Source organism: Pandoraea pneumonica, from assembly GCF_902459645.1.
GTDB classification, from domain to species: Bacteria; Pseudomonadota; Gammaproteobacteria; order Burkholderiales; family Burkholderiaceae; genus Pandoraea; species Pandoraea pneumonica.
Genome location: NZ_CABPSK010000001.1, coordinates 1,196,158 through 1,213,775, shown reverse-complemented (window position 1 = coordinate 1,213,775; position 17,618 = coordinate 1,196,158). Strand labels below are relative to the sequence as shown.

The window sequence follows — 17,618 nt, the reverse complement described above, 5'->3', positions numbered from 1 at the left end:
CAGTAAATGAACGCCCCGTTGCCTATGACCCAACGTACCGTTGCCGCGTTGTCGGACTTGCCGCGTGCCGAATTTATCGCGGCGCTCGACGGCATTTTCGAGCATTCCCCGTGGGTGGCCGAAGCCGCTTGGGAAGACCGTCCGTTCGCCACCGTGGCCGCTTTGCACGACGCCATGTGCCAAGCCGTCATCGATGCCGGTGAAGGCCCGCAGCTCGACCTCATCCGTGCCCACCCGGAGTTGGCTGGCAAAGCCGCCGTGCGTGGCGAACTGACGGCAGAGTCGACCCGTGAGCAGGCCGGCGCCGGTCTGGATCAATGCAGCGCCGAAGAGTTTGCTCAGCTCACGAAGCTGAACGACGACTACAAGGCCAAGTTCGGCTTCCCGTACATCCTGGCCGTGCGCGGCCATACCCGCAGCAGCATCATCGAGAACTTCAGCACGCGCCTGCAAAACAGCCGTGCCGACGAAATCGAAGAGTGCCTGCGTCAGATTTTCCGCATCGCCGGTTTCCGCTTGCAGGATCTGGTGAGCGACTAAGCGACCGGGCAGCAGGCATCAGTAAGCATCAGCAAGACGGTTTCAGACACTACAAAGTATTTAGGAGTTGGCATGGCCCTCGTCCCGCAAGATCCGAACGCACCGGAATTCGTGCGCCGCTACGTCAATCTGGCCGATCCGCGTCTGGGTGCCCAGGCGTTGGAGGCCAGCGACGAGTTCTTCGCGGCCAAAGAGCGCATGCTCAACCCCGACCCGGCGGTGTTCATCCCGGGCAAGTACGACGACAACGGCAAGTGGATGGACGGCTGGGAAACGCGCCGCAAGCGCGTGAACGGCTACGACTGGTGCATCGTCAAGCTGGCGCGCCCGGGCGTGTTGTTCGGCGTCGATCTCGACACCAGCCACTTCACCGGCAACTTCCCGCCCGCCGCGTCGCTCGAAGGCTGCTACAGCCCCGACGGCACCCCGTCGGCCAACGCCGAGTGGTTCGAACTGCTCGCCTCGACGACGTTGCAAGGCAACTCGCACCACTATCACGACATCACCACCCAGCGCCCGGCCACGCACGTGCGCGTGAATCTGTATCCGGACGGCGGTTTGGCGCGTCTGCGTCTGTATGGTCTGCCGCAAAGCGACTGGGCGAACCGTTCGCGCGACGAGCTGATCGACCTGATCGCGATGGAAAACGGTGGTTATGTGGTCGCGGCCAACAACCAGCACTTCGGTTTGGCCTCGAACCTGCTGATGCCGGGCCGTGGCGTGAACATGGGCGATGGCTGGGAGACGCGCCGCCGTCGCGAACCGGGTAACGACTGGGCGATCATCGCGCTGGCGCAGCCGGGCGAGATTGGCAAGATCGAAGTCGACACCGCGCACTTCAAGGGCAACTTCCCGGACCGCTGCTCGATTCAGGGCGCGTATGTGACGGGCGGTACCGAGCAGTCGCTCATTACGCAATCGATGTTCTGGCCGGTGTTGCTGCCTGAGCAGAAGCTGGCGATGGACAAGCAGTTCTTCTTCGAAGAGCAGATTCAGAAGCTGGGCGCGATTACGCACATTCGCTTCAACATCATCCCGGACGGCGGCGTGTCGCGCCTGCGTCTGTGGGGCCGGTTGGGCGAGAAGAAGTAAGCGAAGAAGTAAGTCAGCGAGCGCAGCAAACAACGAAGCGACTCACCGTCTGGCAGCACGCGGGCGGTGAGCGAATGAAAAAACAAGAGGGAGAGAGTGATATGGCGGGCCCGGCATTGAAGATTGAGCGATTGACGCGTGAGTCGTTTGCGGCGTTTGGCGACGTGATCGAGTTGGCGGGGGCGAAGCATTTCGCGATCAATGGCGGGACGACGGAGCGGTATCACGATCTGGCGACGGTGGATCTGGGGCCGGAGGGTGGCCGCACGTTGGTGAACGTCTTCCGGGGCCAGCCGCGTGAGTTGCCGTACGAGGTGAAGATGTTGGAGCGTCACCCGTTGGGCAGTCAGGCGTTCATCCCGTTGAAGACGCTGCCGTATCTCGTGGTGGTGGCACCGGCAGGCGAGTTGGACGTGAGCAAAATGCGCGCGTTCGTCTCGGACGGCTGGCAGGGCGTGAACTATGCGCGTGGCGTATGGCATCACCCGCTGCTGGCGTTGCACGAGGTGAGCGACTTCATCGTCGTGGACCGTGGCGGCGAGGGGCACAACTGCGATGAGCAGGATTTGCCGACGACCTACCTGCTGACGCAAGCCGAGTTGGACAAAGTTCAGGGCGCGCAGAAGGCGGCTTGAGCGGCAAGATAAGCGAGCGAGGAGACACGGAGACGCCGGGCGAATGCCCGGCGTTTTCGTTTTGGCGGGTGATGTTACGTGGTGTAAACAGCGAAACCCGGTGCCCAAGGAAGCCCCGACCTATACTCAGAATCACCGGCATGGTGCGTGCTGGAGGAAAGCGCACCGGAATCGTGCCGAAAGCGATCAAAAAAGCTCGGGCATGGATATTGCTCGATCTCGACACAGCAATCTGCGGAGAAGCGTATGGTCGAGAGCTATAACGAGATGGCGAGCATCACAGGCACGACTCGCTCGCACTACCGTCGATTTGACGATTGGCTCAAGTGTCAGTCCGACGACGTCTTGCACCATAAGCGAACCGAGGCGGATCTCGCGTTTCGCCGGGTGGGGATTACCTTCGCCGTCTACGGTAACGAGGCGGGCACCGAGCGGCTGATCCCGTTCGATCTCATCCCAAGAATCATCCCAGCGCACGAGTGGCAGACCCTGCAAACCGGGTTGCGCCAGCGAGTTGACGCGCTCAACCGGTTCATTCACGACGTTTATCACGATCAGGACATCTTGCGCGCCGGGGTCATTCCGGCCGAGCAGGTGTTGATGAACGCGCAGTACCGCCCGGAAATGCAGGGCGTCGATGTGCCGGGAAACATCTATGCGCACATCGCCGGGGTCGACGTGGTACGGGCGGGCACCGGCGACGACGGCGTGTTCTATGTGCTGGAGGACAATCTGCGCGTGCCGTCCGGCGTGTCGTACATGCTGGAAAACCGCAAGATGATGATGCGTCTGTTCCCCGAGTTGTTCGCGAGGAACCGCATCGCCCCAGTCGAACACTACCCGGATTTGCTGCTCGACAACCTGCGCGCCGTCGCTCCGATGGGCGTCGACGACCCGACCGTTGTCGTCATGACGCCGGGCATCTACAACTCTGCGTACTTCGAGCATGCGTTTTTGGCGCAGCAGATGGGGATCGAGCTGGTCGAAGGGCAGGACTTGTTCGTCGAAGACAACCTCGTCTATATGCGCACCACCAACGGCCCGAAGCGCGTCGACGTCATCTATCGCCGCATCGACGACGACTTCCTCGATCCGCTCGCCTTCCGTGCCGATTCCACGCTGGGCGTGCCGGGCCTGTTGAGCGTTTACCGCGCGGGCAGAGTCACGCTGGCCAACGCCATTGGGACGGGCGTTGCCGACGACAAGTCCATCTACCCGTTCGTGCCCGACATGATCGAGTTCTATCTCGGCGAAAAGCCGATCCTGAACAACGTGCCGACGTACCAGTGCCGCCGCGCCGACGATCTGGCCTACACGCTCGATCACCTGAGCGAACTCGTCGTCAAGGAAGTGCACGGGGCAGGCGGCTACGGCATGCTGGTCGGCCCGGCGTCTACCAAAGCCGAGATCGAGGCTTTTCGCCAGCGCTTGCTCGCCAAACCCGACGGTTATATCGCGCAACCCACGCTGGCGTTATCTGCGTGTCCGACGTTCGTCGAAGCGGGCATTGCGCCCCGACACATCGACTTGCGGCCGTTCGTGTTGTCTTCCGGCAAGAACATCACGATGGTGCCCGGCGGCCTCACGCGCGTGGCGCTCACCGAGGGATCGCTCGTCGTCAATTCGTCGCAGGGCGGGGGCACCAAGGACACGTGGGTGCTTGAGAAGTAAATGAACCGATCGCCAGAACTACGTTAATACCTCCGGGAAGCCATCATGCTCAGCCGTACCGCCGACCACTTGTTCTGGATGGCCCGCTACATGGAGCGGGCCGAAAACACCGCGCGTTTGCTCGACGTCAACTTGCAGAACCTGCTGCTGCCGCAAGACGTGATCGACGACGAAGACGACAACGCGCCGGTCTCGCTCGCCGGGCTCAACGACGAAGCGGGCTGGCGTGCCACCTTGCGCATTTCCGAACTCGAACCGGCGTTCAACCGTAAGCACAGCCGGGCCACGCGGGCCAACGTCCTCGACTTCGTCGTGCGCGATCGGGACAACCCGTCGAGCATCGCATGTTGTCTGGCGGCGGCGCGCGAGAACGCGCGTGCCGTGCGCGGCACGCTCACCACCGAGTTGTGGGAAACCGTCAACAGCACATGGCTCGACTTTCCGCGCATGCTCGACTTGCTCGAGCACGACCCGGCGCATCTCTTCGAATGGGTGAAAGTGCGCTCGCATCTCTCGCGCGGCGTGAGCTTCGGCACGTTGTTTCAGGACGATGCCTTTTACTTCACGCGTCTGGGCCTGTTTCTGGAACGTGCCGACAACACCGCCCGTATCCTCGACGTGCGTTTTCACGAGGCGGTGCGCACCGACCGCGCAGGGCCCGATGCGTCGCATCCGACCGACTTCTACTACTGGTCGGCAGTGCTGCGCAGCGTGTCCGGTTTCGAGATTTACCGCAAGGTGTATCGTGACGTGATTACGCCCGAGCGCGTCGTCGAACTGCTCATGCTCAATGCCCATATGCCGCGCTCGTTGCTCGCTTCGCTCACGGGCGTATGTGAAAACCTCGCGACGCTCTCCAACGCGCAGTCCGGCGATGTCGAACGCTATGCCGGGAAGCTGCACGCCGAACTCAAATACACCGATATCCAACAGGTTCAGCAGCAAGGCTTGCACCCGGTCCTGACCGAGTTTCTCGAGCGCGTGTCGGTGCTCGGCAACAAGATCAGCCAGACGTTCCTGATACCGCTCGCGGCCTGATGCCATGCGCCTGACTATCCGTCACGAGACCACGTACCGCTACGACACGCCCGTGCGCTACACCATCCAGCAACTGCGGCTCACGCCGCCGTCCTCGGAAGTGCAGCGTGTGGTGAACTGGCGGCTCAACGCGCCCGGCAAACTCACTGCCGCGCGCGACGCCTACGGCAACGACATGCACACGCTGGTGCTGCACCAGCCGCATAGCGAAATTCACCTGCTTGCCGAAGGCGAAATCGAAACCACGCCATTGGTCGATGGTCGGTTGGGCGAGACGGCCCACACCGTACCGGTGTTATCCTTCGCCAGCCCGACCCCGCTGACCGCCCGTAGCGACGCCATCGACGCCATGGCCGCCGACACCGGCCTCACCACCCCGGACGACCTGCTGGCACTGGCGTCGATCATCTGCAACAACGTCGAATACGAGTCGGGGATCACCGCCGTCACCAGCACCGCCGCACAGGCATTGGCGCTGGGGCGGGGCGTGTGTCAGGATCACGCGCACCTGATGCTGGCGATTTGCCGGGCGCGGGGCGTGCCTGCCCGCTACGTCAGCGGCTACATCGACCCGGGCGACGTGCCGCACGCGGCAAGCCACGCATGGGTCGACGTATGGGTCGACGGGGCCGGATGGGTTAGCATCGACGTCACGCACGCGTGCTTCGCCAGTGGTAATTACTGCCGGTTGGCGGTTGGGCGGGACTACGAGTCTGCCGCCCCCGTGCGCGGCATGCGCAGCGGCGGAGCGACCGAAGCCTTGCACGTGTCCGTGCAGGTCGACGCGGCACCGCTCGACCAATAGCCGATGGGCGTTGATTGATGACTTTTAGCAGCAACATCACAAGAATCACTCGCTGGGGCACCGAATTGGACGGTGCCCCGCATTGCAAGACAGGAACGACATGACGTATTGCGTGGCCATGAAGCTCGATGCCGGGCTGGTCTTTCTCTCCGATACCCGCACCAACGCGGGCGTCGATCACGTGAGCACCTTCCGCAAAATGCTGGTGTTCGAGCGCCCGGGCGAGCGCGTGCTCGTGCTGCTCTCGGCGGGCAATCTCGCCGTGACGCAGGCGGTGCGGCAGCATCTGGTGGAAGCGCGCGACGCCAATACGCTTTGGAACGCCAAGACCATGACCGACGTGGCGCGCGTCGTGGGCCAGGCCATTCGCGACGTGTACGAGCGTGACGCCAAGGCGCTCGAAGCGTTTGGCGTCGACTTCAATTGCAGCTTCCTGCTGGGCGGCCAGATTGCCGGTGCGCCGAGCCGATTGTTCCAACTGTATTCGGCGGGCAATTTCATCGAAGCGTCGTCGGTGAACCCGTATTTCCAGATTGGCGAATCGAAGTATGGCAAGCCGATCATCGACCGGCTCGTGACGCCAGCCACATCGCTCGACGACGGCGCCAAGTGCGCACTGATCTCGATGGATTCGACGCTGCGCTCGAATGTGTCCGTGGGGCTGCCGCTCGATTTGCTCGTGTACGAAGAAGACACGTTACGCGTGACGCGCTTTGCCTCGCTCAACGACGAGAACGTCTATTACAAGATGATTCACGACACGTGGGGCGAACGGCTTCGCCAGGTATTCGACGAATTGCCCGAACCGCAATGGGCGGCCACCGTGCCGGAGACGCCGACCGGGCTGCCGCCGCTCGCCACGCCGCCCGATGGCGTGCCGGGCGCAACCGAGCCGGGTGCCGTGCAATCGCTCGCGCAGACGTTCAAGCTCAAGATGCCGTCCTGACCGCGTGGGGTAGGGCAATCGCATCAGCATAAAAAAACGGCGTGACCGAAAAGTCACGCCGTTTTCATTGGCACGTTGCGCCATCAGGTTTGCATCTGCGGGGCAAGCAACTCGCCACCGTTGACCGTGCGCCAGTAAAGCCACGCGCTCACGGCCAGCGTCAGCAATTCGGTAATCAACAGCGTGTACCAAATGGCCGCGCCACCGAACGAGACGTTCAAGAGCCACAGCAAGCCGAGCAGCAACACCCAGCTACGCAACGCGGCGATCACGGCCGACGGACCCGGGGCCTCGATAGCGGTGAGAAAGCCCGCCACGATCAGGTTGCCTGCGGCCGGTAAGAACGCCACCGCGTACCACAGCACCGCGTGCTCCAGAATCGCCCATGCACTGCCGCCTTCCGGCAGAAACAGGAACGTGAGCGGACGTGAGAGGGTCGCCATGGCAATCGCCACCAGCACCGAGAAGCCCATCACCGCGATTACGCCGAGCTTGAACGAGCCCTTCAGCGCGGCCATGTCACGCGCGCCGCGATAGTAGCTGATCATCGGCTGCATGCTCTGCACCAGCGCCACCATCGTGACCGTCGCCCCTAGCGTCATGTATTCGAGAATGGCGTAGGCCGCCAGACCCGATTCGCCGAAGTTCGACAGAATCACCCGGTTGAACGCAAACACCGTAATCGCCGGGGCAATCGCGCCGAGGAATTCCGACGCGCCGTTGTACATCACACGGCCCACATACGATTCGCCGTTGCCGAAGGCGCGGCGGGCCGGTACGACCTGCTTGGCCAGCACGAAGTGATACGCCAGCATCACGCTGCTCGATACCATCATCGACAGCCCGGTCGCCAGCGACGCGCCATACATCCCCATGCCCTTGACGGCGATGAACCAGTAGTCGAGCGCCACATTGGCGAGCGCGCCGAGGAACATTGCATAGAGGCCGAAACGGGCCGCCGGTGCGCCTTCCACGCGCAGGAACAATTCCATCGCGTACAGGCCGTTGGCAAACAGCACGAACCAGCCCCAGCCGGACAGATACGCCACCACGTCGGTGGCGATCGCGCCCTCGGCACCCAGCATCGCGGCGATGTCGTGCTTGAAGATCAGCACCGCGGCGCTCATCGCGATACCGAAAGCGAGCATGGCCCAAAGCACTTGCGAAAACGCGCGGCGGGCATCCGCCTCACGGCCTTCGCCGAGCAAACGGGCGATCAGGGTCGCGCCGCCGACGCCGACCATCACGCTGAAGGCGTAGGGCACATACAGCAGCGGCACGACGAGGTTAAGCGCGGCGAGCGCTTGTTGGCCGACGTAGCGGCCGATGAAGATGCCGTCGATCAGCGTATAGATCGTGTAGACCCAACCGGAAAGGATGGTCGGCACGGCGAGCGCAGCGAACTGCTTGAAGAGTTGTTGGAACGCAGGCGTCCTCACGCCCTGCGTGGACGAATGGGAAATGGAATGAGACATGTTGGACATGATCCCCTCGATGACATACGCCGCGTCGTGTCGGGACGCGGCTCACCGTGGCTTGCACATCAGGTACTGCGAGATGGGGAGTGAAACCGGGTAGCGCGCAAGCGATGGCGCACCCGCTCCGCCCGAGGTAACGCACGCTGGCGCGGTGGCGTTATCGGGTCGGCAGGAAGGACGGCGGGAACATGGCCTGGTGCAAATGCACCCAGACAACGCCTTGCCGTGAATCGGAGAACAGAAGGAAATTCATGGTGTTTGTGCGTGACGCGCCTGCCGTGAAAGGCATCGCGCCGGTGTTCTGACGTCGTTGGAAGGTTACGGGGAGGTTCCCGGTATTGGATACCTTCTGAGCGTCACACCCGGACTGCCGGGCGCGTAGAACAGACCTGCACTCGCGTGACAAAGTTCCCAAGTGTTTGATTTTTATAAATTCGTGGGCATTGGCTTGCGGGCATGCTGTCACGCGCGCCCATAAAAAAGGGGCGCCGAAGCGCCCCAACATGGGTCCAGCAAGAAAGACGGTGTCAGCCGTTATTGTTGTGCGCCGCCATTGAACCACGCGGCAATCTTCTGGCGTTCTTCGTCGGTCATCTGGGTCACGTTACCCAGCGGCATCGACTTGAGCGCCACGCTTTGCTGATAAATACGCTGGGCGTTCTGCGAAATCTCGGCCGGCGTATCGAGCATCACACCGGCGGGTGCGCTGCCCATCATGGTCGGCTTGGCCGAGTGGCAAGTGGCACAACGTTGCGTGAGGATCGGCTGAATCTCCGAGAGCTTCACGGCAGGCGCGGCAGCTTCACCGTGCGCACTGGCGGCCGGGGCCGGAGTGGGGCGCGGGGCGGCAAACACGGCAACGCCAGCCAGCAGCGCAGCACCGGCAACCGGCAGTGCGTACAGATTCTTGCCTGCATGACGCAGCACGAAGAACTGACGAATCATTGCACCGGCAGCCATGATGATCGTGAGGATCACCCAGTTGTACTGGTTGCTGTACGTGAACGCGTAGTGGTTGCTGATCATGATGAACACGACCGGCAGCGTGAAGTACGTGTTGTGCACCGAGCGTTGCTTGCCCAGCTTGCCCCAGATCGGGTTCGGCACTTCGCCCTTCGTGAGCGCATCCACGCTCTTGCGTTGGCCCGGAATGATCCAGAAGAACACGTTCGCCGACATCGACGTGGCCATCATGGCGCCCACGATCAGGAAGGCGGCACGGCCAGCGAAGATGTGCGTCGTGGCAAACGTCGCGGCCACCACGAACAGCGCCACGGCGATACCCAGCACGCGCTCGTTCTTACCCAGCGCACGGCACAGGAAGTCATAGACGAACCAGCCGCCGATCAGGAACGCCACGGCGATGCCCACGGCCTGACCCGGTTGCAGGTCCATCACGTTCTTGTCGATCAGATACGTCTGCGGTTGCAGCAGATACAGCACGCAGAACAGGGCAAAGCCCGAGAGCCACGTGGTGTACGACTTCCACTTCGACCAGTGCAGGTCGGAAGGCATCTGCGGCGGCGAGTTCAGGTACTTCTGGGCGTGGTAGAAACCACCGCCGTGTACCGACCACATCTCACCGAATACGCCTTTTTGCTTGTCTTCGGCAGCCTTGGGCGGCTTCAGACCGTTATCCAACATCACGAAATAGAACGACTCGCCAATCCACGCAATCGCGGCCACCACGTGCAGCCAGCGCAACAGCAAATTGACCCAGTCGGTAATAAACGCTTCCATCTTATGTTCTCCTCAACTGCCTGACATTCACGCCCGCGGTTATTAGCTACCGCGATACGTGGAAAAGCTCCACGGCGACACCAGAAGGGGCACGTGGTAGTGCTGCGAAGGTTCGGCAATGCCGAAGCGCAAGACAACGCGATCGACGAAACGCGGGGCAGGCACGTCGACGCCCTGTGCCGCGAAGTAGTCGCCTGCGTGGAAAACCAGCTCGTACTCGCCGGCGACAAACTCTTCGCCTTCGAGCAGCGGCTTATCGCAGCGGCCGTCGTTATTGGTCTGCACGTCGCGCAGCGAGCGGCGTTCGCCGTCTACGCGCCACAGCTCGACACGGATGCCCGCGCCAGGCTTGCCGTGCGATGTATCAAGTACGTGGGTGGTCAGTCGTCCCATGGTGTCTCCTGTGATGGATGGCTGCATTGTAGGGAGATGGCGGCCCGGCAACGCGCGCAATACCAAAGATAAAAACGCGCACATACCATGTCACGCCTGACAAAAAGATGACGCGCATCAAGTGACTGCCTGAAGATGGCAAGCACGCTCAGCATGCACCGGATCGAGGAATTTTTGGACCACTATGGGTTTCGGTTATCCGGGGCATAACAGTATCCGCATGATGCGTGGACACGGCGGGCGGTGATCCGCCCGGAAAGCCCAATGGCAGCGTGCATTCTTGGGGAAAACCCGAAACTCAAGATAAGCATTCATGCATATGTTCTATGAAAAAAACACTATAGCCCCCGGTGGTCTTGCCGCAAAAGGCGTCGACCTGCAACATTGAGCCACCCCAAAAAATCAATCAAACAGCCCCCCTGGGATGGAGACGCAATGAGTGTGACAACGAAAACCGTCGATCCAGTCGACGAGAGACTGCCGATCGCAAAATTGTTCATGCTGGGCCTGCAACACGTGTTGGTGATGTATGCGGGTGCGGTCGCTGTACCGCTGATCATTGGGGGCGCGCTTGGCCTGCCCAAAGATCAGGTGGCTTTCCTGATTTCTGCTGACTTGATGTGCTGTGGTATCGCCACGCTGATTCAAAGCGTGGGTATTGGCCGCTTTGGTATCCGTATGCCGGTGATCATGGCCGTGACGTTCGCTGCCGTGGGCCCGATGCTCGCCATCGGCACCAACCCGGCGCTGGGCTTACCCGGCATCTTCGGCGCGACGATCGCCTCGGGCATCATCGGCACGCTCATTGCGCCACTGGTGGGCAAGCTGTTGCGGTTCTTCCCGCCGATCGTCACGGGCATTGTGATTACGTCCATCGGCCTGACGATCATCGGCGTGGGCATCAACTGGGCCGCTGGCGGTGTGGGCAACCCCGATTACGGCGACCCGGTGTATCTCGGCGTGTCGTTCGCGGTGCTCATCTTCATCTTGTTGATCACGCGTTTCGTGAAGGGCTTCTTCTCGAATATCGCCGTGCTGCTGGGCATTCTGTTCGGCTTTGGCATTGCGCTGATGCTGCACAAGGTGAGCTTCGACGGTCTCGATCAGGTGAAGTGGTTCGACGTGGTGCTGCCGTTCCACTTCGGTATGCCGGTGTTCGATCCGTGGGCCATTGCCACGCTGACGATCGTGATTCTGATTACGTTCATCGAATCGACGGGCATGTTCCTCGCGCTGGGTGAAATCGTCGGCAAGCCGGTCGATGAGAAGGCGCTGGTCGCTGGCCTGCGTGTGGACGGTGTGGCCACGGTGATTGGCGGCTTGTTCAACACGTTCCCGCATACGTCGTTCTCGCAGAACATCGGTCTGGTGGGCGTGACCGGCGTGAAGAGCCGCTGGGTGTGCGCCGCTGCCGGTGTGATTCTGCTGGTGTTCGGCCTGATTCCGAAGATGTCGGTGGTGGTCGCGTCGATTCCGCAATTCGTGTTGGGCGGTGCCGGTGTGGTGATGTTCGGCATGGTGCTCGCGACCGGTATCAAGATCTTGACCAAGGTCGACTACAACAACAATCGCTACAACCTGTACATCGTGGCCATCAGCATCGGTATGGCAATGATTCCGGTCGCCTCGAACAAGTTCTTCGCGAAGATGCCGGAACAGCTCGCCCCGTTGCTCCATAGCGGCATCTTGCTGGCCACGCTCTCGGCGGTGATCCTGAACGCTTATTTCAACGGCTTCAAGGCGCCGGCTGCGAACGGCCACGGCGAGAAGAGCGGTAACAGCATGGGGCTGGAGGCTCACTGATGAAAACGCTGCTCGTCAAAAACGCCGAAGTCGTCGTCACGATGGATGCCGGTCGCCGCGAGATCGCTCGCGGCGGGATCTACGTCGAAGACAACCGGATCGTGGCCGTGGGCAGCAGCGACTCGCTGCCCGCCACCGCCGACGAAGTGCTGGACATGACCGGGCACGTCGTGATTCCCGGTCTGGTCAACACGCACCACCATATGTACCAAAGCCTCACGCGCGCCATTCCGGCGGCGCAGGACGGCGAACTGTTCAACTGGCTGACGAATTTGTATCCGGTGTGGGCCAACCTCACGCCCGAGATGATCCGTGTCTCGACGCAAACGGCCATGGCCGAGTTGCTGCTCTCGGGCTGCACCACGTCGAGCGATCACCTCTACATTTATCCGAACGGTTGCAAGCTCGACGACAGCATCGAGGCGGCGGGTGAGATCGGCATGCGCTTTCACGCAAGCCGCGGCAGCATGAGCGTGGGCCAGAGCCAGGGCGGCTTGCCGCCCGATCGCGTGGTCGAGCGCGAGGCCGACATTCTGAAAGACACTCAGCGCCTGATCGAGAGCTACAACGACGCGGGCCGCTATTCGATGCTGCGCGTGGTGGTGGCGCCGTGCTCGCCGTTCTCGGTGAGCCGCGATCTGATGCGCGAGTCGGCGACGATGGCGCGTCACTATGGCGTGTCGCTGCACACCCACTTGGCGGAAAACGTCAACGACATCGCCTACAGCCGCGAGAAGTTCGGCATGACGCCGGCCGAGTACGCGCAGGATCTGGGCTGGGTCGGGCACGACGTCTGGCATGCCCACTGCGTGCAGCTCGACGATGCCGGTATTGCGCTCTTTGCCAAGACGGGCACCGGCGTGGCGCATTGCCCGTGTTCGAACATGCGACTGGCTTCAGGTATTGCGCCGATTCGCCGCATGCGCGACGCGGGCGTGCCGGTGTCGCTGGGCGTGGACGGTTCGGCCTCGAACGACGCCGCCAACATGATCAACGAAGTGCGTCAGGCGTTGCTGTTGCAGCGTGTGGGGTTCGGTCCGAATGCAATGACGGCGCGCGAAGCGCTGGAGATTGCGACGATCGGCGGCGCGCGTGTGCTGGGCCGCGACGACATCGGCGTGCTGGCCCCGGGCATGGCGGCCGACTTCGTAGCGTTCGATACCCGTGGCATCGGCATGGCCGGTGGCCTGCACGACCCGGTGGCGGCGCTAGTGTTTTGTAATCCCGGACAAGCTGCGTACAGCGTGGTGAACGGACGAGTGGTGGTGCGCGACGGGCGTCTGACGACGCTCGACCTGCCGTCACTCGTCACGCGTCACAACGCGCTGGCGCGGCAACTGGCCGAGGCTTCCCGATAACGCGTTGCCACACCGGCCACATATTCATGGTGTGTCGCCGAGCGTGGCAATAAATGTCGGGAAGTCTTAAGCGGTGTTCTCGTGCATGGGGGACGCCGCCTTGCGGTTCGGCGGAGCGGTGGGGGCCGCTCCGCCGGTAAAAACGGCAGCGTTGCTGGCAACTTCGCCAGCCGCTACACCGGCAAACTGACGGACAGATTTAGGGACAGATTTAGGGCAGGCTACGCGTCTCGAGCAGCGTCCGCGTGGCATCCGAGATGACGCTGCGCAGCCAGCGCACTTCGTCCGAGTAGTGCGTGCGTTCGTGCCACAGCTGGTAGTACTGCATCGGCGGGAAGTCGATGGGCGCTTCGACCACGGTCAGCGGCAGGAACTCGGCGTAGTGATCGGCAAAAAGGCGGGTGGTCGTGAAGATCAGATCCGACTTGAGTAGCACGTACGGCGCGAGATTGAAGTACGGAATCGTGACGACCACATTGCGCTTGAGGCGCTCGCGGGCCAGATGCATGTCAATGGCGCCGCGCTGCGCGACCGAGTAGGGCGTGGGCGCAAGGTGCGGGCTGGCGAGGTACTGATCGAGCGTGAGACCGCGCTTGGCATACGGGTGCGTGTTGCGCACCAGACAGACGATCTGATCGACGAACAGATTCGAGAGGTGAAGCTGCTCGGGCGGCTCGGGCCAGTTACCGATGACGATATCGACCTTGCCGTCTTCGAGCGCGTGCTCGTAGTCGAACGCCGGGCCGAGCGAGTGAAGTTCAAGCTGGGCGTTTGGCGCCTGCTGGCGAAAACGCTCGACGACGGTCGGCACGAAGAGGGTGTTCAGATAGTCGGGCGAGCCGATGCGGAACGTGCGAACGGTGGTGGCGGGATCGAAGTTCGACTGCTGAACGGTGATGCGCTCGATTTCACGCAGGGCGTTTTGGGTCGGTTCAAGCAGCGACTGACCGTATTCGGTAGGCACCATGCCCGACTTGCCGCGCACGAGCAGCGGGTCGCCGGTGATATCGCGCAGGCGGCGCAGGGCGGCGCTGATCGCGGGCTGCGACTGGTTCAGCTTGACGGCCGCTCGCGTGACGCTGCGCTCGATCAGCAAGGTGTGCAAGACGCGCAGCAAATAAGTATCGATCGGTTCGCGATTTTGGCTCATGACTAATATAACGATCCGAATATGTCGGACCCGGGATTGCATAAGTAAAACATTATGAGGCATAAGCGCCGGCCGACTCTATAGCGGAAAGCCCCTACCACCACAATAGCTGGTTCGCTTCGGGAAACTGCCATGTTATTGACACGCGCTCGACATTTCGCCGCGAATTGGGTATTTTCGGACCGCCCAAGCCCAGGACCGAGAATTCCGCCCGTGACATCCCCTTTGCAATCGACGCCACGCCTGGCGCTGACCGGCATCACCAAACGCTATCCGAGCGTGGTGGCCAACGACGACATCGCGTTGCACGTCTTACCCGGCGAGATCCACGCCGTGCTTGGCGAAAACGGCGCAGGCAAGAGCACCCTGATGAAGATCATCTACGGTGCTGTGCGCCCCGATGCCGGGGAAATTCTGTGGGAAGGCCAGCCGGTGCGTATCGAGAGCCCGGCCGCGGCACGCAAGCTGGGCATCGGCATGGTGTTCCAGCATTTCTCGCTGTTCGAGACGTTGACCGTCGCCGAGAACATTTCGCTCGCGCTCGACGATGCCGGTCACGACCTGAAGGCGCTGGCCGCCCGCATTCGCGAGGTATCGGCGCAGTACGGGCTGGAAGTCGACCCGGCGCGCCACGTTCACAGCCTGTCGGTCGGCGAGCGTCAGCGCGTGGAGATCGTGCGCTGTCTGCTGCAAAACCCGCGCTTGCTGATCATGGACGAGCCCACGTCGGTACTCACGCCGCAGGCGGTCCAAAAGCTCTTCACGACGCTGCGCCGCCTGGCGGCCGAAGGGTGCAGCATCGTCTACATCAGTCACAAACTCGACGAGATTCGCGATCTGTGCGATCGCGCCACGGTGCTGCGCGCGGGCAAAGTGTCCGGTCATGCGGTGCCGCGAGAAGAAACCGCCGAGACCCTCGCGCAGATGATGATCGGGCGCGCGTTGCCGCAAATCGAGCGTCGCGCGCATCAGCCCGGCGACGTGCTGCTGTCGATGCAGCACCTGTCGCTCGCTAGTGAAGACCCTTTCGGCACATCGCTGCACGATGTGACCCTCGACGTGCATGCGGGCGAAATCGTCGGCATTGCCGGGGTTTCCGGCAATGGTCAGGCGGAATTGCTAGCGGCGTTGTCGGGCGAGGCGCGCTCGGATCACCCGGATTCGATCAAACTCAACGACCGTGCCGTCGGCCGCATGGGCGCGGCCGCACGCCGCCGCCTCGGGCTGGCGTTCGTGCCGGAAGAGCGGCTGGGGCGGGGCGCCGTGCCCAGCATGTCGCTGACCGATAACGCGCTGCTTGGCGCGTCGGGCACGGCGCATCTGGGCCTGCTGCGCGGTGGTTGGGTCCGGCGCAGTGCGCTGCGGCGCTTCGCATCGCTGTGCATCGAGCGCTTCAACGTGAAGGCGGGCGGCCCGGACGCGGCGGCGCAAAGCCTGTCGGGCGGCAATCTTCAGAAATTCATCGTGGGGCGCGAGATCCTGCAAGAGCCCAAGGTGCTCGTGGTGGCGCAGCCGACGTGGGGCGTGGACGTCGGCGCGGCGAGTTTCATCCGTCAGCAATTGCTCGACTTGTCGTCGCGCGGCGTGGCCGTGCTGGTGCTCTCGGAAGAGCTCGACGAGTTGTTCGAAATTTGCGACCGGATTGCCGTGCTCGCGCAAGGGCGCTTGTCGCCGATGCGCAAGCCCGAGCAGACCGACGCGCGCGAAATCGGCCTGTGGATGGCGGGGATGTTCCCCGGTGGCCCCGGCCAGCGGGCCGCATAACCTCCTGCATTAACGGTAGCCCGCGGGTAGTTCGTGGGTAGCCCGCGCCCGCGCGGACACGACAACGTTTTCATCAAGACCAGACATCATGCTCGATTTCACGCTTGAGCCACGGCCAAGTCCCTCTCGCACCATGCGACTCGCCATGCCGCTGGTGGCCACGCTCATCACGTTGGCGGGCGGCGTGCTGATTTTCAGTTTCCTCGGCAAGAACCCGGCGCAGGCCATGGCCGCGTTCTTCCTCGCGCCGATCAGTAGCCTGAACGGCTGGTCGGAGTTGCTGCTCAAGGCGTCGCCGCTTTGCCTCATCGCGCTGGGGCTGGCCATCGGATACCGCGCGAATGTGTGGAACATCGGCGCAGAAGGGCAGTTGCTGCTGGGCGGGATCTTCGCGTCAGGCGTCGCCATTCATTTCGATGGGCATGGCGGCCCGTGGCTGCTGCCGCTGATGATGGTCGCGGGCGCGGTGGGCGGCATGCTGTGGGCGGCCATTCCGGCCCTGCTGCGCGTGAAGTTCAACGCCAATGAGATTCTCGTGAGCCTGATGCTCACGTACGTGGCGACGCAGTTGCTGATCTATCTGGTGAGCGGGCCTTGGCAAGACCCGCACGGCATGAATTTCCCGCAGTCGATCAATTTCAGCCGTGATGCGCTGTTCCCGCGCTTCTTCGGCGATTGGCACTGGGCACCGTGGCGCGGCACGCGTCTGAACGCCTCGGTATTCATGGCCGTGGTGGCCGTGCCTGCCGCATGGTTCTTCATGCGGAAGAGCTTCGCGGGCTATCGCATGGAAGTGGGCGGCCTTGCGCCGCTCGCTGCGCGCTACGCAGGCTATTCGGAACCGCGCGCCGTCTGGCTCGCGCTGTTGATCGGCGGGGCCGCTGCCGGGCTGGCAGGCACGGGCGAAGTGGCAGGGCCGGTCGGTCAGTTGCAGGCCACGTGGGCGCCGGGCTACGGCTTCACGGCGATTATCGTGGCGTTCGTCGGGCGGCTGCATCCGGTGGGCATCGTGCTCGCGAGCCTGCTCATGGCGTTGCTGTATCTGGGCGGGGAGGCGGTGCAGACCTCGCTGCAACTGCCCAAGGCCATCAGCGGCGTGTTTCAGGGGCTGCTGCTGTTCAGCCTGCTGGGGTGCGACGTGTTTGTGAATTACCGACTGCGTCGTCGCGCCCGTGCGCACGCGCAGAGCGTTTGAGGAGCGCGGC

15 protein-coding genes are annotated in these 17,618 nt (G+C 62.6%); 11 read left to right on the top strand and 4 right to left on the bottom strand.

Annotation, left to right across the window (positions count from 1 at the left end; translation table 11 throughout):
- Window positions 1–24 precede the first annotated feature (24 nt).
- The 7 genes from uraD to PPN31114_RS05205 all read left to right on the top strand — a co-directional run bounded on the left by uraD (window position 25) and on the right by PPN31114_RS05205 (window position 6,727).
- The gene (gene uraD, locus PPN31114_RS05235) at window positions 25–540 is read left to right on the top strand and encodes a 2-oxo-4-hydroxy-4-carboxy-5-ureidoimidazoline decarboxylase (protein ID WP_150679171.1); all 516 of its coding nucleotides are present in this window, start codon (window positions 25–27) and stop codon (window positions 538–540) included.
- A gap of 72 nt (window positions 541–612) precedes the next feature.
- Window positions 613–1,632, top strand: a complete 1,020-nt coding sequence (alc, locus tag PPN31114_RS05230) for an allantoicase (RefSeq protein ID WP_150678385.1) — start codon at window positions 613–615, stop codon at window positions 1,630–1,632.
- Window positions 1,633–1,706: 74 nt separating this feature from the next.
- Window positions 1,707–2,267: an ureidoglycolate lyase gene (locus PPN31114_RS05225; RefSeq protein WP_174987701.1), complete on the top strand. Its 561-nt coding sequence runs from the start codon at window positions 1,707–1,709 to the stop codon at window positions 2,265–2,267.
- 246 nt (window positions 2,268–2,513) lie between these two features.
- Window positions 2,514–3,938: a circularly permuted type 2 ATP-grasp protein gene (locus PPN31114_RS05220; protein WP_174987699.1), complete on the top strand. Its 1,425-nt coding sequence runs from the start codon at window positions 2,514–2,516 to the stop codon at window positions 3,936–3,938.
- Window positions 3,939–3,983: 45 nt separating this feature from the next.
- Window positions 3,984–4,976, top strand: a complete 993-nt coding sequence (locus PPN31114_RS05215) for an alpha-E domain-containing protein (RefSeq protein WP_150678384.1) — start codon at window positions 3,984–3,986, stop codon at window positions 4,974–4,976.
- A 4-nt stretch (window positions 4,977–4,980) separates the two neighbouring features.
- The gene (locus PPN31114_RS05210) at window positions 4,981–5,781 is read left to right on the top strand and encodes a transglutaminase family protein (RefSeq protein WP_150678383.1); all 801 of its coding nucleotides are present in this window, start codon (window positions 4,981–4,983) and stop codon (window positions 5,779–5,781) included.
- 100 nt (window positions 5,782–5,881) lie between these two features.
- Window positions 5,882–6,727, top strand: coding sequence for a proteasome-type protease (locus PPN31114_RS05205; RefSeq protein ID WP_150678382.1), 846 nt, complete (start codon window positions 5,882–5,884; stop codon window positions 6,725–6,727).
- A gap of 83 nt (window positions 6,728–6,810) precedes the next feature.
- On the opposite strand, the gene PPN31114_RS05200 is transcribed toward PPN31114_RS05205, so the two are convergent.
- The 3 genes from PPN31114_RS05200 to uraH all read right to left on the bottom strand — a co-directional run bounded on the left by PPN31114_RS05200 (window position 6,811) and on the right by uraH (window position 10,338).
- Complete coding sequence (locus tag PPN31114_RS05200; RefSeq protein WP_246182404.1) at window positions 6,811–8,211, bottom strand: MATE family efflux transporter; 1,401 nt, start codon at window positions 8,209–8,211, stop codon at window positions 6,811–6,813.
- Between the two features lie 528 nt (window positions 8,212–8,739).
- The gene (locus tag PPN31114_RS05195; RefSeq protein ID WP_150678381.1) at window positions 8,740–9,945 is read right to left on the bottom strand and encodes a urate hydroxylase PuuD; all 1,206 of its coding nucleotides are present in this window, start codon (window positions 9,943–9,945) and stop codon (window positions 8,740–8,742) included.
- 42 nt (window positions 9,946–9,987) lie between these two features.
- Entirely contained in the window at window positions 9,988–10,338 is a 351-nt protein-coding gene (gene uraH, locus PPN31114_RS05190) for a hydroxyisourate hydrolase (RefSeq protein ID WP_058378925.1), read from the bottom strand.
- A gap of 435 nt (window positions 10,339–10,773) precedes the next feature.
- On the opposite strand from uraH, the gene PPN31114_RS05185 reads away from it, so the two are divergent.
- Both PPN31114_RS05185 and PPN31114_RS05180 read left to right on the top strand, forming a co-directional pair.
- Window positions 10,774–12,141, top strand: coding sequence for a nucleobase:cation symporter-2 family protein (locus tag PPN31114_RS05185; protein ID WP_150678380.1), 1,368 nt, complete (start codon window positions 10,774–10,776; stop codon window positions 12,139–12,141).
- Window positions 12,141–13,499, top strand: coding sequence for an 8-oxoguanine deaminase (locus PPN31114_RS05180; protein WP_217426918.1), 1,359 nt, complete (start codon window positions 12,141–12,143; stop codon window positions 13,497–13,499). Before PPN31114_RS05185 ends, PPN31114_RS05180 begins: the two co-directional genes overlap by 1 nt.
- Before the next feature lie 211 nt (window positions 13,500–13,710).
- Here the strand turns inward: PPN31114_RS05180 and PPN31114_RS05175 are convergent, their stop codons facing one another.
- The gene (locus PPN31114_RS05175; protein ID WP_150678378.1) at window positions 13,711–14,649 is read right to left on the bottom strand and encodes a LysR substrate-binding domain-containing protein; all 939 of its coding nucleotides are present in this window, start codon (window positions 14,647–14,649) and stop codon (window positions 13,711–13,713) included.
- A gap of 132 nt (window positions 14,650–14,781) precedes the next feature.
- Here PPN31114_RS05175 and PPN31114_RS05170 point away from each other — a divergent pair, with 132 nt between their 5' ends.
- Together PPN31114_RS05170 and PPN31114_RS05165 are read left to right on the top strand one after the other, a co-directional pair.
- Window positions 14,782–16,413, top strand: coding sequence for an ABC transporter ATP-binding protein (locus PPN31114_RS05170; protein WP_150678377.1), 1,632 nt, complete (start codon window positions 14,782–14,784; stop codon window positions 16,411–16,413).
- Window positions 16,414–16,501: 88 nt separating this feature from the next.
- Entirely contained in the window at window positions 16,502–17,608 is a 1,107-nt protein-coding gene (locus tag PPN31114_RS05165; protein WP_370865830.1) for an ABC transporter permease, read from the top strand.
- Window positions 17,609–17,618 lie beyond the last annotated feature (10 nt).